23 protein-coding genes are annotated in these 22334 nt (G+C 30.6%); 13 read left to right on the top strand and 10 right to left on the bottom strand.

The window, feature by feature from the left end:
- Positions 1–251: 251 nt before the first annotated feature.
- Entirely contained in the window at positions 252–647 is a 396-nt protein-coding gene (locus AC0L3M_RS09440) for a hypothetical protein (protein ID WP_292942595.1), read from the top strand.
- 220 nt (positions 648–867) lie between these two features.
- Here AC0L3M_RS09440 and clpX read toward each other — a convergent pair whose 3' ends face one another.
- The 6 genes from clpX to AC0L3M_RS09410 form a co-directional block, all read right to left on the bottom strand.
- The gene (clpX, locus tag AC0L3M_RS09435) at positions 868–2100 is read right to left on the bottom strand and encodes an ATP-dependent Clp protease ATP-binding subunit ClpX (protein WP_028283431.1); all 1233 of its coding nucleotides are present in this window, start codon (positions 2098–2100) and stop codon (positions 868–870) included.
- Positions 2101–2185: 85 nt separating this feature from the next.
- Positions 2186–2860 carry an ATP-dependent Clp endopeptidase proteolytic subunit ClpP gene (gene clpP / locus AC0L3M_RS09430; RefSeq protein WP_145003521.1) on the bottom strand — a complete coding sequence of 225 codons (675 nt, stop codon included), beginning with the start codon at positions 2858–2860 and terminating at the stop codon, positions 2186–2188.
- 140 nt (positions 2861–3000) lie between these two features.
- Complete coding sequence (gene tig / locus AC0L3M_RS09425; RefSeq protein ID WP_292942606.1) at positions 3001–4329, bottom strand: trigger factor; 1329 nt, start codon at positions 4327–4329, stop codon at positions 3001–3003.
- Between the two features lie 131 nt (positions 4330–4460).
- A complete protein-coding gene (locus AC0L3M_RS09420) occupies positions 4461–4814 on the bottom strand; it encodes a phage holin family protein (protein WP_473430568.1) in 354 nt (117 codons plus the stop codon).
- Positions 4815–4838: 24 nt separating this feature from the next.
- A complete protein-coding gene (locus AC0L3M_RS09415) occupies positions 4839–5600 on the bottom strand; it encodes an alpha/beta fold hydrolase (protein WP_473430567.1) in 762 nt (253 codons plus the stop codon).
- A 6-nt stretch (positions 5601–5606) separates the two neighbouring features.
- Entirely contained in the window at positions 5607–6320 is a 714-nt protein-coding gene (locus AC0L3M_RS09410) for a pyridoxine 5'-phosphate synthase (protein WP_473430566.1), read from the bottom strand.
- Between the two features lie 92 nt (positions 6321–6412).
- Between AC0L3M_RS09410 and AC0L3M_RS09405 the strand changes: the two genes are divergently transcribed.
- The 10 genes from AC0L3M_RS09405 (at position 6413) to AC0L3M_RS09360 (ending at position 15589) form a co-directional block, all read left to right on the top strand.
- Positions 6413–7072 carry a CBS domain-containing protein gene (locus AC0L3M_RS09405; protein ID WP_473430565.1) on the top strand — a complete coding sequence of 220 codons (660 nt, stop codon included), beginning with the start codon at positions 6413–6415 and terminating at the stop codon, positions 7070–7072.
- A 2-nt stretch (positions 7073–7074) separates the two neighbouring features.
- Positions 7075–7944 carry an NAD kinase gene (locus tag AC0L3M_RS09400; protein ID WP_473430564.1) on the top strand — a complete coding sequence of 290 codons (870 nt, stop codon included), beginning with the start codon at positions 7075–7077 and terminating at the stop codon, positions 7942–7944.
- A 98-nt stretch (positions 7945–8042) separates the two neighbouring features.
- Positions 8043–8732, top strand: coding sequence for a type IX secretion system protein PorG (gene porG / locus AC0L3M_RS09395; protein ID WP_292942625.1), 690 nt, complete (start codon positions 8043–8045; stop codon positions 8730–8732).
- A gap of 58 nt (positions 8733–8790) precedes the next feature.
- Complete coding sequence (locus AC0L3M_RS09390) at positions 8791–9474, top strand: isoprenyl transferase (protein WP_414692205.1); 684 nt, start codon at positions 8791–8793, stop codon at positions 9472–9474.
- A gap of 10 nt (positions 9475–9484) precedes the next feature.
- On the top strand, positions 9485–12061 hold the full coding sequence (locus AC0L3M_RS09385) for a BamA/OMP85 family outer membrane protein (RefSeq protein WP_261375356.1): 2577 nt from the start codon (positions 9485–9487) through the stop codon (positions 12059–12061).
- 232 nt (positions 12062–12293) lie between these two features.
- On the top strand, positions 12294–13307 hold the full coding sequence (locus AC0L3M_RS09380; protein WP_473430563.1) for an OmpH/Skp family outer membrane protein: 1014 nt from the start codon (positions 12294–12296) through the stop codon (positions 13305–13307).
- A 41-nt stretch (positions 13308–13348) separates the two neighbouring features.
- A complete protein-coding gene (locus AC0L3M_RS09375; protein ID WP_292942639.1) occupies positions 13349–13858 on the top strand; it encodes an OmpH/Skp family outer membrane protein in 510 nt (169 codons plus the stop codon).
- Positions 13859–13921: 63 nt separating this feature from the next.
- Positions 13922–14701 carry a glutamate racemase gene (murI, locus tag AC0L3M_RS09370; protein WP_473430562.1) on the top strand — a complete coding sequence of 260 codons (780 nt, stop codon included), beginning with the start codon at positions 13922–13924 and terminating at the stop codon, positions 14699–14701.
- 208 nt (positions 14702–14909) lie between these two features.
- Positions 14910–15095, top strand: coding sequence for a hypothetical protein (locus tag AC0L3M_RS09365; RefSeq protein WP_473430561.1), 186 nt, complete (start codon positions 14910–14912; stop codon positions 15093–15095).
- Positions 15096–15106: 11 nt separating this feature from the next.
- Positions 15107–15589, top strand: coding sequence for a hypothetical protein (locus AC0L3M_RS09360; protein ID WP_473430560.1), 483 nt, complete (start codon positions 15107–15109; stop codon positions 15587–15589).
- Between the two features lie 284 nt (positions 15590–15873).
- Here the strand turns inward: AC0L3M_RS09360 and rpsU are convergent, their stop codons facing one another.
- The 4 genes from rpsU to AC0L3M_RS09340 all read right to left on the bottom strand — a co-directional run bounded on the left by rpsU (position 15874) and on the right by AC0L3M_RS09340 (position 20654).
- On the bottom strand, positions 15874–16068 hold the full coding sequence (rpsU, locus tag AC0L3M_RS09355) for a 30S ribosomal protein S21 (protein ID WP_028283445.1): 195 nt from the start codon (positions 16066–16068) through the stop codon (positions 15874–15876).
- A 102-nt stretch (positions 16069–16170) separates the two neighbouring features.
- Complete coding sequence (locus AC0L3M_RS09350; RefSeq protein ID WP_145003481.1) at positions 16171–17034, bottom strand: sigma-70 family RNA polymerase sigma factor; 864 nt, start codon at positions 17032–17034, stop codon at positions 16171–16173.
- 158 nt (positions 17035–17192) lie between these two features.
- Positions 17193–19802: an AsmA family protein gene (locus AC0L3M_RS09345; RefSeq protein WP_473432496.1), complete on the bottom strand. Its 2610-nt coding sequence runs from the start codon at positions 19800–19802 to the stop codon at positions 17193–17195.
- Positions 19803–19949: 147 nt separating this feature from the next.
- The gene (locus AC0L3M_RS09340; protein WP_473430559.1) at positions 19950–20654 is read right to left on the bottom strand and encodes a queuosine precursor transporter; all 705 of its coding nucleotides are present in this window, start codon (positions 20652–20654) and stop codon (positions 19950–19952) included.
- Positions 20655–20726: 72 nt separating this feature from the next.
- Here AC0L3M_RS09340 and folK point away from each other — a divergent pair, with 72 nt between their 5' ends.
- A complete protein-coding gene (gene folK / locus AC0L3M_RS09335; protein ID WP_292942665.1) occupies positions 20727–21863 on the top strand; it encodes a 2-amino-4-hydroxy-6-hydroxymethyldihydropteridine diphosphokinase in 1137 nt (378 codons plus the stop codon).
- A complete protein-coding gene (locus AC0L3M_RS09330; protein WP_473430558.1) occupies positions 21850–22332 on the top strand; it encodes a GyrI-like domain-containing protein in 483 nt (160 codons plus the stop codon). The genes folK and AC0L3M_RS09330 overlap by 14 nt, the downstream gene beginning before the upstream one ends.
- Positions 22333–22334: the final 2 nt, after the last annotated feature.

The raw sequence follows: 22334 nt of genomic DNA, 5'->3' as shown, positions 1-22334 counted from the left end.
CTAATGTCTATATTTATAATTATCATAGTTTAAATAAAATAGTCTATTTATTTGGTTATCAAACAAATAAAACATATATTAGTCTTGCTATTAATCTGGCTTTAAGGGAAGTCATATTGAATTTAATCAAGAAAAAACCACTTTAAACATCTGTCTAAAGTGGTTTTTTTATTTGTTTTAATATCATGGTGTTAAATAAAATTATAAAAAATTTGTTTAAGTTTAAATAATTAATTCTAAATAAAAGTATTATGAAATTATTTAAAAAAATCAGCTATTTATTTTTTATTAGTTTGTTTATTTCTTGTTCATCAGAAACTGAAGCCGATCAAAATCTAGAAAATTCTAATGTAAATAAGGCAGTAGATACTGTTGTTTTTGGAGAAGAAGTGGCTAGAATGGAAGAAGGGACTTTAAAAATTTTTAATCCTAATCAATTAAAAGCTGAGTTTAAGTTAAAATCAAAATCTCAAGGCTATAATCCAGAATATAGCAATCAATTTAAACTTGTTGAAGGAGATAAGTCCATTACTGCTTTTAATAGTTATTTATTAATATTAACTAGTGTTGACCAAACCTTAAAGACTGCAATTGAGGTGGCAGAAAAAGATGGTGTTTTTTATAAAATAGGTAATTCAACAAAATAGGAATACATAAACATTTAATAGTTTGGGCTGTTTCATAGGTCGTAACCCAATAAAGTCAAATATTAAATACAATCTTACAATTTGTGAAATTACTAATAATTGGACAAAAGCAGTTACTGTTATAATTGGAGAGGATGTAATACAGCAGGTAGAATAATAAATAAAAAGCCACTTTAATCTATTGATTAAAGTGGCTTTTTTAAATTGCGTAAACTATAATTTATGAGACTGCTTTTAATTTTTTAATAGTAGTCTTACTTAGTTTTTGTTCAGCGTAAGCTTTTGTTACATTTAGTTTTTTAGTATCACTTCCAGGAAGTTCAAACATGGCGTCCGTAAGGATTTCTTCGCACAAGCTTCTTAATCCACGAGCACCAAGTTTATACTCTATAGCTTTGTCAACAATAAAGTCTAAAGCACCATCGGTTAAACTTAGCTCTATTTCGTCCATTTCAAACAGCTTTTTATATTGTTTGATAATGGCGTTTTTAGGCTCTGTTAAAATAGCTCTTAACGTTTTACCGTCAAGTGGATCCATGTAAGTTAAAACAGGTAAACGTCCAATAATTTCTGGTATTAAACCAAAGTCTTTTAAATCCTTAGGGATAATATATTGTAATAAATTATTGTGATCTACAACATCTTCTTTTATAGAAGCGCTATATCCTACAGCTTGCATATTTAATCGTTTTGAGATTACACGCTCAATACCATCAAAAGCACCACCAGCAATAAATAAAATATTTTCGGTATCAACTTCAATAAATTTTTGGTCAGGATGTTTACGACCACCTTTTGGTGGAACGTTAACTACAGTACCTTCTAAAAGTTTTAGTAAAGCTTGTTGTACTCCTTCACCAGAGACGTCTCTAGTTATTGAAGGGTTATCACTTTTACGTGCTATTTTGTCAATCTCGTCAATAAACACAATGCCTTTTTGTGCTTTATCTAAATTGTAATCTGCAGCTTGTAATAATCGTGTTAAAATACTTTCTACATCTTCACCAACATAACCTGCTTCTGTTAACACAGTTGCATCGACGATAGCTAAAGGTACGTTTAACATTTTTGCAATGGTTTTAGCCATTAATGTTTTACCTGTACCTGTTTGCCCAACCATTATAATGTTTGATTTTTGAATTTCAATATCATCATTAGTTGGCGGTTGTAATAAACGTTTGTAGTGGTTGTAAACTGCTACAGACATTACTTTTTTTGTATATTCTTGACCTATAATATACTGGTCTAAAAAGCTGTTTATTTTTTGCGGTTTCTTCAGCATTAATTCTGCTGAAAGATCTTTAGTGTCTTCTTCTTTAGATTCTTCAACAACAATACCATGTGCTTGCTCAATACATCTATCACAGATGTGTGCATCTAAACCAGCAATTAATAAATTGGTTTCTGGCTTTTTCCTACCACAAAACGAACATTCTAATTCTTCCTTTGCCATTTTTTTTGTTTAAAAGCCAAAGGTTAATTATAAGCTGTAAATTGATTTAAAACTTATAATTAACATGACCCTTTAATTTAAATATTTAGTTACGAGCTAAAATCTCGTCAATCATTCCGTATTCCTTAGCTTTATCAGCTTTCATCCAGTAATCTCTATCACTGTCTTCATACACTTTATCATAATCTTGTCCAGAATGCTTACTAATAATCTTGTAAAGCTCTTCTTTTAGGATTAAAATTTCACGCGCAGTAATTTCTATATCACTAGCTTGACCTTGTGCACCACCTAAAGGTTGGTGGATCATTACGCGAGAGTGCGTTAAACCACTACGTTTACCTTTTTCTCCTGCACATAATAATACTGCTCCCATTGAGGCTGCCATACCTGTACAAATTGTAGCTACATCTGGTTTAATAAATTGCATGGTGTCGTAGATACCTAATCCTGCATAAACACTTCCTCCTGGAGAGTTAATGTATATTTGGATGTCTTTATTAGCATCTGTACTTTCTAAAAATAATAATTGCGCTTGAATTATATTAGCAACTTGATCATTGATACCTGTTCCTAAAAATATAATTCTATCCATCATTAAACGCGAAAACACATCAAATATAGCAATGTTCATTTGACGCTCTTCAATAATATTAGGCGTTAAGTTAGTAGGATACATACTACTTATAATTTTGTTGTAATACGTACTACTTATACCTTGATCTTTTATAGCGAATTTTTCGAATTCTTTTCCGTAATCCATAGTCTGCTTAAATGTTATTTTAATTGAAAAAATTAGGCGCTGTTTAGTCTTGCTAAACAACGCCTAAAGATAATGATTATTTTGTTAAACCGTTCCTAATACATTCTTATCAAATTGATAAAAATATTTGGGAAGATTTATTATTTATCACCATACACTTCTTTAACAAAAGCATCATAAGACATTTCTTTAGTCTTAATGTTTGCTTTTTCTTTGTAAAGGTCCAGTAATTTTTGACTTACTACTTGCTCAGAAATACGTCTTACTTCATCTTGGTTTCCTAATACACGTGCTGCGATGTCATCTAATTCTTTTTCAGAAGGATTTAGTTGTCCAAACTGTGCCATTTGCATTTTAATCATGTTTTTGGCATTTGTTTTAACGTCTTCAAAGTCTACTTTAAGGTCGTTGTCCGACATTAATTTACCTTCGATAAGTTGGTAACGTAAGCTTTTTTCTGACTTTTCGTATTCTTCCTTAGCTGTTGCTTCATCCATTTCTTTTTCACCTGCAGATTGCATCCATTTTGTTAGGAATGCTGCTGGTAAATCAAATTTAGTGTTGTCAACTAAGTATTCTGTTACATCGTTTAATAACTTTTGATCAGATTGTTGTACAAATTGCTTTTCTGCATCTTCTTTGATTTTAGCTTTAAGTTCTGATGCTGATTTAACTGCGTCTTTTCCAAAAAGTTTATCAAATAAATCTTGATCTAAATCTGCTAATTCACGACTGTTTATTTCTGTTATAGTAAAAGTAACTTCTATATCTAATCCGTGAGCATCATCGTGTTGGATTTTTAAAGCGTTCATTAATTCATGATCGTCTTCGTATAATCCTTTAGTTTTTAATGTAATTACATCACCAACTTTAGCACCAACAAATTTCTTTTCTGTTGCTTTTCCTTTAAACTTATCTAAAGTAATAGTAACTGTGTTATCTATTTCTTTTTCTTCGTTTTTAAAAGTACCAGTGATTTCGCTATCCTTAGTAACTTCGGTTTCAGGTGTGATTTTACCGTATTGTTTTTGGATACGTTCAACTTGCTCATCAATCATTTTGTCATCTGCAACGATGTTGTAATGTGTAATGGCTGTTTTGCTTTTTAAATCAACACTAAATTCTGGAGCTAGACCTAATTCAAATTCAAATGAAAAAGAATCAGATTCCCAGTTTATTTCTTCTTGCTGCTTAGGTAATGGTTGCCCTAATACATCTAATTTTTCTTCAGTTAAATATTTGTTTAATGCATCTTGAAGTAATTTGTTTACTTCATCAACTAATACTGCTTTACCGTATTGTTTTTTTACCATTCCCATTGGTACTTGACCTTTTCTAAATCCTGGGATGTTAGCTGTTTTTCTGTAGTCTACTAAGATTTTTTCAACCTTATCGTTATAATCTTCTTTAACGATTTCTACTTTTACTACAGCATTTAATGCATCAATGTTTTCTCTTGTAATATTCATTTATAAATGATATAAAGCCCTAAAAGGGCATTTAACACTAGTTTTTTTAATTAAAAAGGTGTGCAAAAGTACTACTTTTTTATAGTATTGCAAAGTTTTTAACATGTTGTGTTACAGACTATTTTTAAGTTTTACTTAGTTTTAGTATCTGATTTAAAAAAGGATTGTAATAGGGATTGTAAAATTGATAGTAGAATACTAAATAATATGGCTGTCCAAATACTTGATACAGCAAAGCCATCAATAAATTTGTCTGCTAATAGTATTATTAAACCATTGATAACAAATAAAAATAATCCTAAGGTTAAGATGGTTATAGGCAAGGTTAGTATTACAAGTATAGGTTTGATTAATAGGTTTAAAACAGATAATACTATGGCTACAATTACTGCAGTTAGATAGCTGTCTACCACAACTCCGTTTAATATATGTGCTAGAACAAATACTGCTATAGCGTTAAGTAGTAATCTTATAATTAAATTCATAATTTATGTTTTAGTTATTAGACCTTAATTTACAAAATTTGTTACAGCATTATAAAAATCTTCTGGGTTTTCTGCATGTAGCCAATGTCCAGCATTACTGATGGTAATAATATTGGCTTCTGGAAAGTGATTTTTAATAATTGCTTGGTCTTGACTGCCTATATATTCGCTTTTATCACCTCTTAAAAACAGTGTATCTCCTTCAAATTTAGCGTGTGTAGGTAATGCTTCTCCAACTTCGGATACGTTTTCGGTTAAAACATCTAAGTTCATCCTTAGTGCTAATTTTCCTTTTTCAATCCAATATAGATTTTTTAATAAAAACTGTCTTGTACCAGAATCTGACACATAGTTTGCTAATTGTTTGTCGGCTTGACCTCTGCTTTTTATAACATTTAAGTCTAGGCTATTCAAACCTTCTAGTATAGCGTCATGATGTATTGGGTAAAAACGTGGTGATATGTCTGCTATTATAAGTTTGCTTACAAGTTCTGGATATTGTGTTGCAAAAAGCATAGCTGTTTTTCCGCCCATGGAATGTCCTAATAATATGGCATCTTTTATATTGTTAGCGTCAAAATAATGTTTTAAATCTTCAGCTAAAGCTTCATAATAAAAATTGTCGTCGTGAAAACTTCTACCATGATTACGTTGGTCCACAAGATGGACTTGAAAATGCTCAGCAAATTGATTACCTAAAGTTTTCCAATTATCACTCATGCCTAAAAAGCCATGTAGTATTACAAATGGTTTTCCTTCTCCAATAATATTTGAGTGTAAGAGCATATGGATTTATTTTAGTTTATTTTTATACATGTTAACCACGTTTTCTATTCCTAAATATAAACTTTCAGAAACTAAAGCATGACCTATGGATACCTCTAGTAATCCAGGCATATTTTGTTTAAAGTATTGTATGTTATCTAGGGATAAATCATGTCCTGCATTAACACCAAGTCCTAATTTATTGGCTAGTTCGGCACATTTTGTATAAGGTAGTATGGCTTTTTTATTACCTAAACTATATTGATGTGCAAAAGCTTCGGTATATAACTCAATTCTATCTGTTCCTGTTGCTTTGGCACCTTCTATTTGTGCTAAATCAGGATCGACAAAAATGGATGTTCTGATGCCTTTTTTCCTAAATTCAGTAATAACTTCAACTAAAAAAGCTTTGTTTTTAATGGTGTCCCAACCTGCATTACTTGTTAATGTGTCAATACTATCAGGTACTAAGGTTACTTGTGTTGGTTGTAACTCTAAAACCATGTCCATAAATTTTGGGATTGGATTACCTTCAATATTATACTCGGTATAAACTACAGGTTTTAAATCGTAAGCATCTTGGTATCTTATATGACGTTCGTCTGGTCTTGGATGTATAGTGACGCCTTCGGCACCAAAACGTTGTACATCTTTAGCAAACTGAACCACATTTGGTGTGTCGCCACCACGAGAATTTCTTAAAGTAGCAATCTTGTTGATATTTACGCTTAATTTTGTCATACTATTCTATAATTTAAAACACAAAAATACAAAGTATAAGAGGCTTTTTGTGCTAATTTTTAATTAATTTGCAAAACTAAAGTTTTAATAAAATGAACCTTTCAGATTACATAATAAACGATATAAAGCCATTACTTAATTCGGGATTAGTTAGTGATTTACAATTGCTATTTAATCAGTTAACTTATTCTCATATTCCGATTAAAAATGACGAAGGTGTGTATTTAGGATGCATATCAGAAAATGATGCACACTGCTTTCAAAAAGTTGAGGTTATTTCGGATTGTGCTTATGCTACCGAAGGTTTTTTTGTTAGAGAGGATACTAATTGGTTGGATGTTTTGGAAGCTTTTGCACAAAACTCTGCCAATATAATGCCTGTTTTAAATAACAGTAATAAATATTTAGGGTATTATGAGCTTAATGATATTATTGGATTATTTAATGAAACCCCTTTTTTCTCAGAAAATGGAGCGGTTTTAATCATAGAAAAAGGATTGCCAGATTATTCGTTTAGCGAAATTAGTCAGATTGTAGAAAGTAATGACGGTAAATTATATGGTGCCTTTATTTCTAAAATAGAAAATGATATTGCTCAAATAACTCTAAAAATTGGTAATGTAGGATTAAGTGAGATCATGCAAACTTTTAGACGTTACAGTTATAATATAGTATCTGGTCACGAGGAAGATAGTTACTTGGATGGCTTAAAAGAGCGCTCTGATTATCTTAATAAATACCTAAACATGTAATAATGAAAGTTGCCATATTTAGCCAATTTCAGAAAAAAAAGCCACTAGCATCTCTAGAGGTATTGTTAGATGTTTTAAATAATAACAATATTGAAGTTAATATTGAGGATGCCTTTTATAAAGGTGTATCGTCAAAATTAAATACCGCTTATCAAACTTTTACTTCACTAGACTCTAGCTATGACTTTTTAGTAAGCATTGGTGGAGATGGTACCATATTAAGAGCAATAACCTTAGTTAGAGACTTAAATATACCAATAGTTGGTGTTAATACTGGTCGATTAGGGTTTTTGGCTACCATACAATATGACCAGATTGAAGACGCTATACACGCTATTTTGAATAAAAAATATGCTATTTCGGAGCGTAGTTTGTTAACTATTGAAAGCTCTGAGGAGAACTCCGAAATTAATTCTTGCAATTTTGCTTTAAATGAAATTGCTGTAAGCAGAAAAAATACCACCTCTATGATTACGGTTGAAACCGAATTAAATGGAGAATATCTAACGTCGTATTGGAGTGATGGTTTAATAATTTCTACACCAACAGGATCTACAGGCTACTCATTAAGTTGTGGTGGTCCAGTAATAACACCTGATGCGGCAAGTTTAGTGTTAACACCAATTGCACCTCATAATTTAAGTGCAAGACCATTAGTTATAGACGACACTACAGTTATAACTTTAAAAGTTAATGGACGCGAAAAAAAACATTTAGTATCCTTAGATTCTAGAATAGCAACATTGTCCAATAAAACAACTATCACAATCAAAAAAGCACCATTTACTATTAAAATGATAGTTTTAAATAACGAAACTTTTCTAGATACACTCCGTAAAAAGCTACTTTGGGGTGAGGATAATAGAAACTAAACAATAATTTGTTGTTAAATCTGTTTAAAAGTGTAACTATTTCAATCAAATTGTTATAGGCTAATCTTATTTATTATATTTGCAAACTTTGAAGATTTATGAAGCAGTTAACAGTAGTAGTTTTAACATTTTTATGCATACAATTAAGTAGTGCACAAATCAACGAGTTTGGGTTGTATTTGGGTGGTTCTAATTTTATTGGAGATGTTGGTGCTACAGACTATATTGCACCTAGCCAATTAGCAATTGGTGCTATTTATAAATGGAACAGAAGTCCTAGGCACTCTTATAGGATCTCTTTAACCTTTACAGAATTAGAGGGAATAGATAACGACTCTGACGATCCAAGTAGACAAATTAGAGGATTTGAATTTAATAATCAAATTATAGAATTATCTGCTGGTTTAGAATTTACTTTTTTTGATTTTGATTTACATCAAGGTAACTTTGTAGCAACACCATACTTATATACAGGGTTTAGTGTAGCACAACACGATAACTTTTATTACAATAATTTAGGAGAAACACAGTCTGAGGACACACAAAGCTATGCTTGGGGAATACCAATGGTAATTGGTTTTAAAGCAGCTGTGACACCAGAGTTTGTCTTAGCTTTTGAAGTTGGAGCACGTTACACCTTCTCAGACGAGTTAGATGGAAGCGTTCCAGACGCAGGAGAACTGTCAAGCAGAAGTTTTGGAAATTTAAATAATAATGATTGGTATACTTTTACAGGAGTAACGTTAACTTACACCTTTGGAAAAAACCCATGTTACTGCGGATTTTAAAGTGAATATACAAGACCAAATAAATAAAAAACAGTTACCAAAGCACATTGCCATAATTATGGATGGTAATGGTCGTTGGGCAAAACAAAAAGGTATGTTGCGTGCTTTTGGTCATGAAAATGGAACAAAATCTGTACGTCAAACAGTAGAGTCTTGTGCAGAATTAGGTATAAAACATTTAACATTGTACGCTTTCTCTACAGAGAATTGGAATCGTCCAAAGTTAGAAGTTGATACATTAATGAAGCTTTTAGTGTCTTCATTAAAAAAAGAAATTAAAACACTTTTAGATAATAATATTAAACTAAAAGCTATTGGTAATTTAAAATCTTTACCAAAAAAAGTATATAAGGAGTTGCACGAAGTTATGGATTTAACTAAGGACAATACACACATGGATTTAACTTTAGCATTAAGCTATGGCTCTAGAGAAGAGCTGCTAAATGCTGTTAAAGAAATAAGTACTAAAGTTAAAAATAATATAATTTCTACAGAAAATATTGACGAATCGGTATTTAATGCACATCTTTACACGCAGACGTTACCAGATGTAGATTTACTTATTAGAACAAGTGGAGAGCAACGCATTAGTAACTTTTTGTTATGGCAAATAGCTTATGCAGAATTGTACTTTACACCAGTACTTTGGCCAGACTTTACAAAGCAACACTTATGTGAAGCTATTATAGAATATCAAAAAAGAGAACGACGATTTGGGAAAACCAGTGAACAAATTAGCTAAACAATTACCATTGAAAACAATTTTAAATTACACCTTGTTAGCACTGACGCTTATTAGTGCTTTATCTGTTAAAGCACAAGATTTAAGCTACGAAGACGGTAAAAAATTAATTCTAGCCGAAATTACCGTAAAAGGGAACACTAGTTTTAGTGAACAAACCATTATAACCTATTCCGGATTAAGAAAAGGTAGTGAGGTAATGATTCCTGGAGAAGAAATTAGTGACGCTATCAAAAAACTATGGAAATCTAACCTATTTAATGATATCGAAGTTTACTTGCTTAAAGTAGAAGGCGATAGTGCTTTTGTCGAAATTAGATTAACAGACCTTCCAGAACTTAATGAAGTTAAAATTACTGGTGTTAAAAAAGGTAAACACGAAACTATTCTTAAAGAAAATAAGCTTCAAAAAGGTACTAAAGTTACTGAAAACTTAGTAACTACCACAAAAAATTATTTAGAGAATAAATATAAAAAAGACGGTTTTTTAAATGCCAATGTGCAAGTAAAAACAACCGAAATTAAAAACGACTCAATAGCCAAATCTCTTGTAAACATGGTGGTTGCTATTGATAGAGGTCAAAAAGTTAAAGTAAAAAGTATTGATTTTGAAGGTAATAGTGTTTTAAGCGATAAAAAGCTTAGAAAAGCTATGAAAAACACCAAAAAAATTAATCCTATTAGAATTTTAAAACGTTCTAAATTTATTGAAGCAGACTATAAAGAAGACTTATCTAGCTTAATCGATAGATATAAAGAGGTTGGATACAGAGATGCTAGGATAATTTCTGACTCGTTAATTATTAATGATAATAAAACAGTATCATTAAATATTAAATTAGAAGAAGGAGAAAAGTACACTTTTGGAGAAGTAACATTTATTGGTAATACAGTATACTCTGATGAGGTTTTAAAAAGAAAGCTACGTATTGAAAAAGGAGATACATATAATGGTGTACAACTTCAAAAACGAATTGCAGATAACACAAAGCCTGATGGTGATGATTTAACAAACTTATACCAAAACAATGGGTATTTGTTTTCAACAATTAATCCAGTAGAGGTTAATGCAGATGGTAATGTAATTGATATGGAAATTAGAATATCAGAGGGTAAACCTGTATATTTTGATAAGGTATCTGTAGTTGGTAACAAAAAGACTAACGATCACGTTATTTATAGAGAGATTAGAACAAGACCAGGCGAATTATATAGTAAAGAAAACGTAGTACGTACTATTAGAGAGCTAAGTCAATTAGGATTTTTTGATGCAGAACAGTTAACGCCTAACTTTAAAAATCCAAACCCAGAAGAAGGATCGATTGATATGGAATATTCTCTAGTAGAATCAGGTTCTAGTCAAATCGAACTTCAAGGAGGTTACGGTGGAGGAGGTTTTATAGGGACTTTAGGATTATCTTTTAATAACTTTTCTATTAAAGACCTTTTCAAAAAAGATGCTTATAAACCAATCCCAATGGGAGACGGTCAAAAATTAGCATTAAGACTACAAGCTAGTAGATTTTTTCAAACCTATAGTTTTTCATTCTCTGAGCCTTGGTTAGGAGGTAAAAAACCTGTACAGTTTTCAACATCATTATCGCATACAAAGCAATTTTTATATGATGCAACTACTGGAAATGCAGATAAAGACAAACGTTTTAATATTACAGGTATAACTTTTGGATTAGCAAAACGTTTATCAACACCAGATGATTTTTTCACATTATCACAAGCTGTAAGTTTTCAACATTACAATTTAAAAAACTATAATACTGGATTATTTACGTTTGGAGACGGTTACTCTAATAACTTATCTTATACATTAGGACTAAGCAGAAATAATACATTTAATGATCCTATTTTCCCAATGGGAGGATCAAGTTTTACTGCAACAGCAAAACTATCTATACCTTACTCAATGTTTAGTAGTGTAGATTATACTGCTTTAAGTGTAGAACGAGCAGAGAACCAAGCAATTGTTAATGATGGAAATGCAAACGTTATTCTTAGAAATGAAGCTGCAGCTAGAATTAGCGAAATTGACCAAGAACGTTTTAAATGGTTAGAGTTTTATAAAATTAAATTTAAAGGAGATTGGTATACTAGATTAGTTGATAAATTAGTACTTAGACCAAGTGTTGAATTTGGATTTTTAGGAGCTTATAATCAAGACAGAGGTGTAATTCCTTTTGAGCGTTTCTTTGTTGGAGGAGATGGACTAGGTAGTTATAGTTTAGATGGAAGGGAAGCAGTTGCATTACGTGGATATCCTAACCAAGCATTATCATCTCAAGATGGTGGTACAATTTATAACAAGTTCTCATTAGAATTAAGATACCCAATTACATTAAAGCAATCTGCTAAAATATATGCCTTAGGGTTTTTAGAAGCAGGTTCATCTTATGATAATTTTAAAGACTACAATCCGTTTACACTTAAAAGATCTGCAGGATTTGGAGTCCGAATCTTTATGCCAGCGTTTGGATTATTAGGTATAGACTTAGGTCATGGATTTGATCCTTTACCTGGTGGATCTGTTAAACATGGATGGGAAACACACTTTATAATTGGTCAACAATTTTAATTAATAGCTTATAATCCTAATTAAATCAGTAAATAACAATCATAGTTTTTTTGTTTTTTATATTTTTGGCACGATATTTTCTAATAACCTAACAAGGATTTGATAAAAGAATTAAAATTTTTAAAATTAAAATTCGTTATTTTGAAAATACTTACTCAAAAAAACTATTCACTTAACAATGAATCAAGTTATTTTGAGTTTATAATCAAGAAATAATAAAACAAATTCCAAAATGAAAATAAAAGTTCTTATTGTATTGGTAATGCTAGCTGCAGGTTTTTCTGCTAGTGCACAGCGTGGCGTTAGGATTGGTTACATTGATACAGAATATATTTTAGAAAACATTCCAGAATATACTGAAGCTACAAGTCAATTAGAAAGCAAAGTCCAAAAATGGAAAACAGAAATAGAAGGTAAGCTTAATGATGTTAAACAAAAGCGTGAAGCGCTTAATAACGAAAAAGCCTTACTAACTAAAGAGCTGATCGACGAGCGTGAAGAAGATCTATTATTTGAAGAAAAAGAGATTTTAGATTATCAACAAAAACGTTTTGGTCCAAATGGAGATTTAATTATCCAGAAAAGACAATTAATGCAGCCTGTTCAAGATCAAATTTTTCAAGCAGTGCAAGATATTGCTAAAGCTAAAAAGTATGATTTTGTTTTTGATAAATCAGCAGACGTAGTCATGTTATATTCTGCTGAGCGATTTGATATGAGTGAGCAAATTATCAGAACTATTTCTAGAGCATCAAAGCGTACACAAGCAAAAAATAAGGCAGAAAGAAAAGAAGCTAAAGACGAAGATGTTATAGTAGAAATAAATGATGCCCAAGAAGAACGTCAAAAGATATTAGATGATAAAAAAGCAGCAAGAGAAGCTGCGACAGAAGCAAGAAAAAAAGAAATATTAGAGGCTAGAGAAGCTAAAAAGCAAGAAGCAGCAGACAGAAGAGCTAAAATATTAGAAGATCGTGCAAAAGCAAGAGAGGATAAGCTTAATGAAAGAAATGGTAATACCGAAAGTGATACCAATGATGCTCCTGAAAATGTAAATGAAGACGAAAGCGCTAAGCAAGATCAAACTCCTAAAACAAGAGAAGAGATTTTAGAAGAACGAAGACAACAAAAACTAGCAGATAGAGCAGCAAGAAAATTAGAGCTAGAAGCTAAAAAGAAGAAAATCTTAGAAGACCGTAATAAAGCTAAAGACGAAAACCAGAGCGAAGACAACGAGGATAACTAAGACAACTATTAATAATTATAACACACAAATACTTTTTAAAAATGAAACAAATTAAAACACTTTTATTTGCAGCAGCATTATTTATTGGTGCAACAAGTTTTACAAATGCTCAAACCAAAGTAGCTCATATTGATACAGGAGTCCTTGTAGAGTCTATGCCAGAAATGACTTCAGCTAAAGCTGAAATGGAAAAAATGGGTAAAACATATCAAGCAGATATCCAAGAAATGGTGCAAGAATACCAAACTAAAGCTAAGCAATATGAAGCTGAAGCACCTACAAAAACTAACGAAGTAAACCAACAACGTGGTGAAGAGTTAGCACAAATGCAACAAAGTATCCGTCAGTTTCAAGCAGACTCTCAACAACAAATAGAAAAAAAGGAATTAGATTTATTAAAGCCAATTACAGAAAAAGCTAAAGCAGCTATTTTAAAAGTTGGTAAAGCACAAGGTTTTAATTACGTATTAGATTCTTCTCAAGGATCTGGAGTAATTATGGCTGCAGGTAAAGACCTTTTAAAAGACGTTCAAAAAGAATTAGGATTTTAATTAAAATCCCTTTCAAATTAAAAAAAGCTGTCTAACTTTAGACAGCTTTTTTTATTTATAATTATGAGTAAACAACCCATTGGTATTTTTGATTCTGGAGTAGGTGGAACATCCATCTGGAAAGCTATTCATGGATTACTTCCTAACGAGAATACAATTTATCTTGCAGATAGTAAAAATGCGCCTTATGGTCCAAAAGGAAAAGAGGCTATTATAGCGCTTTCTGAGAAAAATACAGAGTATTTGCTTAATCAAAACAGTAAGCTAATTGTAGTGGCTTGTAATACAGCCACGACTAATGCTATTAAACACCTTAGACAAAAATATAAGACATCTATTATTGGTATAGAACCTGCTATAAAACCAGCAGCTTTAAATACAAAAACTAAATCCATAGGTATTTTGGCAACTAGAGGTACTTTAAGTAGTGAGTTGTTTCATAACACCTCTTTGTTGTATAGTGATGGTATTACAATTATTGAGCAAGAAGGCGAAGGTATTGTACAATTAATAGAAAGCGGTAATATCGTATCTAGTCAAATGACAGATTTGCTTAAAACGTATCTTAAACCTATGATACAAGCAAATATTGATTATCTAGTTTTAGGGTGTACACATTATCCTTATTTAGTTCCTCAACTTTTAAAATTACTACCTAGTCACGTAAAAATTATAGATTCTGGTGCAGCAGTTGCTAGACAAACTAAAACGGTGTTGGAACAACACGGTTTATTAAATCAAGTTATTAATAAACCTACTTTAAAGTTTTATTCTAATGGTAATCCTATTATTATGAAAGATTTGTTAGATGGTGATTTTGAAGTTGAATTTTTAAGCTTTTGACCCAAAAAAGTCCCAAGTGTGGTTTTAACCACAGCATGATTTTGAAAAAAATGGCTTTTTCGATGAAATGCATTGTTTTTTGAAAAATAAATTAGTTTTGAAGCTTTTTTTTTTTTGATTTGAGCAACCTAATATAAATCAATATGAAAAAATCAAAAAACCATTTGTCAATTTTACTTTTTTTAAGTCTCTTTTGTGTCTTTACTAATTGCGAAAAGATGAAGATATAAATGTAAATCAAAATTTTAAAGCACAACATTCAAATTTTAAAGTTTCTCATATAGGAGACACAGAAATAAATCAAAATACGATTAGTAATAATGCTTTAGAGCTTTCTAAAAAAATATATGTACAAGGTGTTGCTAGAGCAAAATATACAAATACTTGTAATTAAAAATTATCAATATGAAATACAAAATTATTTTACTTTTATTTAGCTTGTTTTTTAGCAATAGCTTTTCGCAAGAGAAAAATATTGAAGAATTATATATCTACGTTGATAATTCCTCTTTTATAATAGATGATTTAGGTTATCATGCTTATTTTAATATTAAAAGTAGTGACGAGAGATTTTTACACGATACTTATTTGTTTAAAATTGCTTCTCCAGATTTTGAAAAACATGACTTAATTGATTTAGGAGAAGAAAAAGATGTTAATATAATTAACTATGTAAAACCATTTGACGCGTTTGAAAGTTTATCAAATTGCGAATTACATAATAAATTAAGCTTGTTAAAAAGAATATTTATCGTAACAAAAAAACCAAGCGAAAGTTATAATCCAAAAGATTCTGGTAAATTAATTGTTTGGAGTGTTACTTATGATGGTACATTAAAAAATATTATATATACTAACAGCAGTGGAGGTAATTTATTAAAACAATAGATTTTAAAACCTGATTGCATGGATTTATAGTACGCGACTACAAATAATTATAACAATTAGCTTAGATGCTTACAGTTATGAGTCCGATCTCAGATTAGCGCTAGTAAGGGTTTTAAAGTGATTTTAAGGTTGTATTTTAAGATTTAATATAATTTACATAATAATATATTGGGTTTAAGTACGTTGATAACGAATACTTATAAAAAGGAATTATTAATTTTACCCAACAAAAAAACCACGACATTTAAAAATGCGTGGTTTTTTTATATAAATAAAGTAGTTAATTATATATTCTCTGCGTCTCTAAGACCTTGAATGTAACTAGCTTTTTGTATTTGTCTTCTGTTTTTTACAGATGGCTTAGTAAAGTATTGCTTCTCTCTTAAGTTTTGCATAACTTTTACGTTTCTGTGCTTACGTTTGTAACGTTTTAGAGCACGTTCTATATTTTCGCCTTCTTTTATTTCAATTCTTAACATATCTAAATTTTAAATCTGGTGCAAATATCTATTAAATTAAAATATAATTCAAATTAATATTGCATTTTTTTACTATTTAATATCTAAAAAAGTCTATTTAGTTTATCCTAAATAGGTTTTTAATATCTTACTCTTAGAAGTTTGACGTAAACGTCTGATTCCTTTTTCTCTAATTTGTCTTACACGCTCACGTGTTAAATCAAAAGTACGACCTATTTCGTCTAGCGTCATTGCTGGTTGATCACTTAAACCAAAGTTAAGTCTAATAACATCACTTTCTCTAGGTGTTAAAGTTTCTAAAGCTCTGTCAATCTCAGTATTTAATGACTCACGCATTAACTGCGTATCTGGATTTGGAGAGTCGTTAGAGCTAACTAAGTCATATAAGCTATAATCTTCACCTTCTTTTAAAGGTGCATCCATAGAGACGTGTCTACTAGAAATCTTCATGGATTGCTTTACATCACTTATAGTTAGGTCAAGCTCTTTTGCGATTTCTGAAGCGCTAGGAGGTCTTTGATTAACTTGCTCTAGATGAGAGGTTACTTTTCTAATTTTATTTATAGATCCAATTTTATTTAATGGTAATCTTACAATTCTAGATTGTTCTGCTAAAGCAGAAAGAATTGCTTGTCTGATCCACCAAACAGCATAAGAAATAAATTTAAATCCTCTAGTTTCATCAAAACGCTTGGCAGCTTTTACAAGTCCAGCATTACCTTCATTAATTAAATCTGGTAATGTTAATCCTTGGTTTTGATATTGTTTTGCAACAGAAACTACAAAACGTAAGTTAGCAGTGGTAAGTAAATCTAAAGATTTTTGACAGCCTTCTCTAATTTTTTGAGCTAACTCGACCTCTTCCTCTGCTGTAATCATGGGAAGTTTGCTAATGTCTTGTAAGTATTTGTCTAGTGATTTAGATTCGCGGTTGGTAACTTGCTTGGTAATTTTTAATTGCCTCATTCAGTCCAAATTGTTTTAAAGTTATACCAACAATCTAACATTATTTTTGACATTTCCTAATTATTAACAGTTTCTTTTTAGGAAATAGCCCAAACGACTAAAATTCATTAAAAAAACATATAAAAACGACTATTAAATGTTAAAGTTTTCAAATACTATTACTTATCCTTTTTGCCAAACAAGCCTTTTATAGCATCTTTTACTTGGTCTTTAGGCTTGTCATTTGTAGTTTTGGTTGTGTCTTTTGGCGTATTATTTCCATTTAGTATGTTTCCTAAAACATCCTTAACACCACCATTACTTTGTGTTGACGTACTGTCTTTAGGTTTGTTTCCGCCTAATATGTTACCAACAACATCAGTAAGTTTGTCTTTACCTTTATTAATAAGTTTTTGTTTTTCTATTTCAATTAATTGTGAGGTTAGGTTTTTTACACCACTGGTTAAGTCTGTAGTTACTTGTGGTTTTAAAGTGTTTCCAGAAATGGTTGCAGTTACAGGTATTTTAATATCATTTACAGCTGCATCGTTTATTTTGTTTATTAAATTATTGACTTCTGTGCCTAGATATTTTGCTGGTACATCTAATACAACTTGATAATTCATCGTGTTACTAAACGTGTGTGATCCACCAACAGTCATTTTAATATCTTTATATTTTATATCAAAAGGATTAACGCTAACCTGACCATCATTAAAGGAGAGTTTTGTTTTTAAATCTTTTAAATCTAATTTGCTGAAATCTAAAAAGTTTAATTTACTTTCTAACAACGAAAACAATTGTTTGTTTTTAGGTTCTATTTTGGTTGTTAGCAGCTCTGCTAAAGCGTTTCCTGATATCGAGTTTAAAAGTGGTGTGAAGTCTTCGCCTAATGTACCAGATAGATTAATTGAGCTATTTAGTTTTCCTTGTAAAGCTTTAGTTATTGGAGCTAATGCTTGTAATAAATTTAAGTCATTAAATGATTGTGCGATGTCAAAGTTTTTTGCACCAACATTCATATTAAAAGTAGGTTTTGCTGTTTTGGTGTCTATTAGTCCTTCTAGGCTTAAATTACCATTAAATATACTAGAGGTTACATTGTTTAATTGTGCAGTCTCATCTGCGATTTTAAGACTTCCTTTAACATCTTTTAATATTAAGTTATCATAATACACAGTTTTTGCATCTGCCATAATTGTGCAATCTAAAAATGCTGGAATTTTTAAAGCAGTAGCAGGTTCTGTACTTTGATTGACAGGAGCTTCACTGCCTCCTTCAACCATAAAATCGCTAATTTTAAAAACATTAGACTTAACATTAAAGTTTCCTTCTAGTTTTTTATCACTTAATAAAAAGCCAAGTAAATTATTAATACTTCCAGTTGCATTTAGGTCTGATTGACCTGTTGTAGCTATAAAATTATCTAAAGTAATAGTACCTGGATTAAAATTTATGGAAGCTTTAGAGATGTTAATTGGATTTACAATATCTGCAGACGAAAACACAAAATCCGATAGACTAACGCTTCCGTTGTTTTTAATGCGTTCATAGGCATTAGTTTCAATAGCATTCATATCAAAACTAGTATTTAGTTTTGCTTTTAAAATTCCTTTTAATTCATTTTCTAACTCAATTGGATACGCTTTTGTTAAGTTTGCTAAGTTTAAAACACCATCTAAATTAGCATTAACTAGCATGTTTTTGGTTAAATTTTTAATAGTGGCCGAACTCTTAAATTGATCTTGGTCTATTTTAAAATTTAATGTATTAATGTTAACATAAGTATCATCTACGATTCCGTTATCATTTTTAATTTCTACGTTTATATTAATGTTTTCTACACGTTTTGGTAGTTCGGCAAATTTAAAAGAGGCATTGTCTGATAGTATATTAATATCTAATGTCGGAATGGTAGTCTCAGTAGACTGACCTTTAATTATTCCATTTATTTTAAAGTTACCACTAGTATCAACATTGTCTAAGTTTTTAGCATAAGTTTTTGGTATAACAGCTAAAAAATCTTTAAACGTAGATCCTGGATTTTCAAATGAAATATCAATATCCTGATCAGCTTCTATTAATTGTACATAGCCTTTAAACTCTAATGGTAAATCATTAATTAAAGCTTTGTTTTCTTTAAAAGTATATTTACTATTTGATAAATCTAAATCTATTAAGGCATCTAGTTTTAAACTGTTGTTGCTTAAAAATTCCGTGCCATCCATACTAAAGGTTACGTTGGCTTCTGTTTTAGTGTCTAATTCAGATACATCACCAGAGAAGGTTCCGTTTCCGGAATGATTTAAATTGGTAATTTTAAATATAGTGTTGTTAGTTTCATCTAAATAATTAAACGCACTGTTGGATATGCTGTAGTTTTCTATATCAAAAACAAACCCATCACTACTTGAATTGTTATCTGTTGTTGGTGTGTCAGATGCTTTTGCAATATCCCAATTTACAGCACCATCTTTATTAGTCTTTAAATTTACAAATGCATTATCAATTGCTATTGAGTTGATAATTATAGGCTCTTCGGTAGCATTTTTAAAAAGCTCTTTTATAGACATGTCTAACGATAAGATTTGGACTTTAGCTAAAGTATCGTTTTCAAAAGGAGCCACATTGGTTATTGTTAAATTGTCTAAAGTAACGTTAGCCTGCGGAAAACTTCGTATAAAACTTAAGTCTACATCGTCAAAAGTGACTTTGGCATTTACGCTTTCATTAATATAATTTCTAACCATATCTTTTATTTGACTCTGGAAAATAAAAGGACTAGCAATTAATAATGCAACAAGAATTAGTAATGATATACCTACGATTTTTAGCTTTTTTTCATCAAATAGTGTTGTTTAATCTTTATTCTATCTACGTATAGATTAAGTAAATAGTTGTTTAAACAAAAGTATTTAATAAAAGTTTAGCATTTGTTAAAGTAGTTGTAATTCTTCGTTTTGCTTAAGTTTAAAGCGTTTTTTAAATAAGTAAACACCCAAGTATAAAAAGGGCGTATCAAACACTGCAATTATAACTTTAAATATAAAACCGCTAATTAGTAAACCTGCAAATCGGTCCCAACTAATCTCACCAAAAGCGCATAATAAAAACAGTACAGAAAAGGTGTCAACAAACTGCGATAAAAAAGTCGAAAAGTTATTACGTAGCCACAAATGCTTGCCTTTAGTAATGCGTTTCCAAAAATGATAAATCTGGATGTCAACTAATTGTGCTAATAAATATGCCATCATGCTAGCAAAAACAGCAATCATAGTATTACCAAATACGGTAGTAAATAGGCTGTCATTAACAGGCGACCAGCTTGTTGCAGAAACAGCATTAGCGGTAAAGACTATTAATAGTGAAAAAAACGAAGCAAATATTCCGCCAATAACTACTTGATTAGCACGTTTTTTACCGTAAATCTCACTTATTAAATCCGTGATTAAAAAGGTGATTGGATAAGGTAATATGCCAACGGAAACTTCAAATAATTTTGAACCAAAAATTTCAATCTCAAAAGGATACCAATAAAAAAATTTTTGAAAAATAAGATTAGATACCACTAAGGAGGTTATAAAAAGCGCACCTAGAAGTAGATAGATTTTTTGAGCAAGCAATTTGTCTTTTAAGGTCATAAAAACTTATTAACAGATTTGATAAAGATAAGCACTAAGTGAATTTCTTTTAGTTATTTTGCTGAAGAAATTATGCAGGAGATTAAAACAGTATACATAGCATTAGGAAGTAATAAAGGCGATAAGTTTAAAAACTTACAAAACGCTGTAGACGCTGTGTTTGCAGAAGTTGGGACTATTGTAAGTATAGCAAAAGTGTATCAAAGTAAAGCCTTTGGGTTTGAAGGTGATGATTTTTTAAATACATGTATTGCTGTAAAAACAACGCTTAAACCTAAAAAGGTGTTGAGTGTATTGATGCAAATTGAAAAAAAATTAGGACGTACTCCAAAGCAAACAGAAGGGTATGAGTCAAGGATAATAGATTTAGATATTATATTTTTTGAAGATGAAATTATTGAAGATAAAAATTTAATAATTCCGCATCCCGAAGCTCATAAACGTCGTTTTGTATTGGAGCCTTTACAGCTAATTGCAGGCAGTTTTATCCATCCAGAACTAAAACAATCTGTTGACGATTTGTTAGCTATTTGTGAAGATACTAATGAATTAGAACAAATTAAAATTTGGTTGAAAAACCCAAATAAACAATTTGACTTTTCTAAACATAATTATATTGCTATTGAAGGTAATATTGGAGCAGGTAAAACCAGTTTGTCTACACAAATAGCTTCAGATTTTAATGCTAAGTTAGTGTTAGAGCGTTTTGCAGATAACCCTTTTTTGCCAAAATTTTATAAAGAACCGCAACGTTACGCCTTTACTTTAGAAATGTCTTTTCTTGCAGATCGTTACCAGCAAATAACAGACGACTTAGGGCAATTAGATTTGTTTAAAGATTTTATTGTAAGCGATTATGATGTTTTTAAATCTTTGATTTTTTCTAAAATCACATTGCAACCAGACGAGTTTAAGCTGTATCGTAAACTGTTTTACTTGATGTACAAAGACATTGCAAAACCAGATTTGTATGTCTATTTATATCAAAATACAGAGCGTCTTCAGGCTAATATAAAAAAACGTGGGCGTAAGTATGAAAGCGAAATTGAAGATGATTATTTAGAAAAAATTAATGCAGGTTATTTGGAGTTTTTGAAAAGTCAAACCGAATTTAATGTCAAAATTATTGACATCTCAGATAAAGATTTTGTTAAACATAGGTCAGATTATTTATGGTTATTAAAACAAATATGTAATGATGACGCCTAAAATTATAACATCTAATGCAATTTTGGTAATTGGTTTAAAAGACAACTTGACCTTTATTACTAATGCACAAGGAACTGGTGATTTAGCACGTCAGTTTATGCCAAGACTTAATCAAATCAAAAATCGTGTTGGTACTCAAAAATTATCTATTCAGGTTTATCACGATTTTGATTATGCTAAAATGACTCCAAATACAACTTTTGAAAAATGGGTTGGAGTAGAGGTATCTAATTTTGATACTGTTCCTCAAAATATGGCTACGTTAATAATAAAAAAAGGACTGTATGCTGTGTTTAATTTTAAGGGTAAACCAGATGGTTTTTTTAAGGTATGGCAATATATACACACGACTTGGTTGCCTGAGTCTGGTTACAGCTTAGACGATAGACCGCATTTTGAAAAACTTCCAGAAGATTATCATCCTTCAAATCCTGAAGTTGAAGAGCAAATCTGGGTTCCTATTATTTAATC

The sequence above is a fragment of the Olleya sp. KJ81-1 genome (genome assembly GCF_055808135.1).
The sequence above is the reverse complement of the archived record's forward strand: the minus strand, read 5'-3'. Positions and strand labels throughout refer to the sequence as shown.

Coding starts and splice junctions, on each gene's coding strand:
- AC0L3M_RS09350 (WP_145003481.1), bottom strand. CDS start 17,034: ATGAGGCAATTAAAAATTACCAAGCAAGTTACCAACCGCGAATCTAAA.
- rpsU (WP_028283445.1), bottom strand. CDS start 16,068: ATGTTAAGAATTGAAATAAAAGAAGGCGAAAATATAGAACGTGCTCTA.
- clpX (WP_028283431.1), bottom strand. CDS start 2,100: ATGGCAAAGGAAGAATTAGAATGTTCGTTTTGTGGTAGGAAAAAGCCA.
- murI (WP_473430562.1), top strand. CDS start 13,922: ATGAGTAAACAACCCATTGGTATTTTTGATTCTGGAGTAGGTGGAACA.
- porG (WP_292942625.1), top strand. CDS start 8,043: ATGAAGCAGTTAACAGTAGTAGTTTTAACATTTTTATGCATACAATTA.
- AC0L3M_RS09340 (WP_473430559.1), bottom strand. CDS start 20,654: ATGACCTTAAAAGACAAATTGCTTGCTCAAAAAATCTATCTACTTCTA.
- AC0L3M_RS09415 (WP_473430567.1), bottom strand. CDS start 5,600: ATGCTCTTACACTCAAATATTATTGGAGAAGGAAAACCATTTGTAATA.
- AC0L3M_RS09390 (WP_414692205.1), top strand. CDS start 8,791: ATGGATGGTAATGGTCGTTGGGCAAAACAAAAAGGTATGTTGCGTGCT.
- tig (WP_292942606.1), bottom strand. CDS start 4,329: ATGAATATTACAAGAGAAAACATTGATGCATTAAATGCTGTAGTAAAA.
- AC0L3M_RS09440 (WP_292942595.1), top strand. CDS start 252: ATGAAATTATTTAAAAAAATCAGCTATTTATTTTTTATTAGTTTGTTT.
- AC0L3M_RS09375 (WP_292942639.1), top strand. CDS start 13,349: ATGAAACAAATTAAAACACTTTTATTTGCAGCAGCATTATTTATTGGT.
- folK (WP_292942665.1), top strand. CDS start 20,727: ATGCAGGAGATTAAAACAGTATACATAGCATTAGGAAGTAATAAAGGC.
- AC0L3M_RS09410 (WP_473430566.1), bottom strand. CDS start 6,320: ATGACAAAATTAAGCGTAAATATCAACAAGATTGCTACTTTAAGAAAT.
- clpP (WP_145003521.1), bottom strand. CDS start 2,860: ATGGATTACGGAAAAGAATTCGAAAAATTCGCTATAAAAGATCAAGGT.
- AC0L3M_RS09405 (WP_473430565.1), top strand. CDS start 6,413: ATGAACCTTTCAGATTACATAATAAACGATATAAAGCCATTACTTAAT.
- AC0L3M_RS09380 (WP_473430563.1), top strand. CDS start 12,294: ATGAAAATAAAAGTTCTTATTGTATTGGTAATGCTAGCTGCAGGTTTT.
- AC0L3M_RS09330 (WP_473430558.1), top strand. CDS start 21,850: ATGATGACGCCTAAAATTATAACATCTAATGCAATTTTGGTAATTGGT.
- AC0L3M_RS09420 (WP_473430568.1), bottom strand. CDS start 4,814: ATGAATTTAATTATAAGATTACTACTTAACGCTATAGCAGTATTTGTT.
- AC0L3M_RS09360 (WP_473430560.1), top strand. CDS start 15,107: ATGAAATACAAAATTATTTTACTTTTATTTAGCTTGTTTTTTAGCAAT.
- AC0L3M_RS09400 (WP_473430564.1), top strand. CDS start 7,075: ATGAAAGTTGCCATATTTAGCCAATTTCAGAAAAAAAAGCCACTAGCA.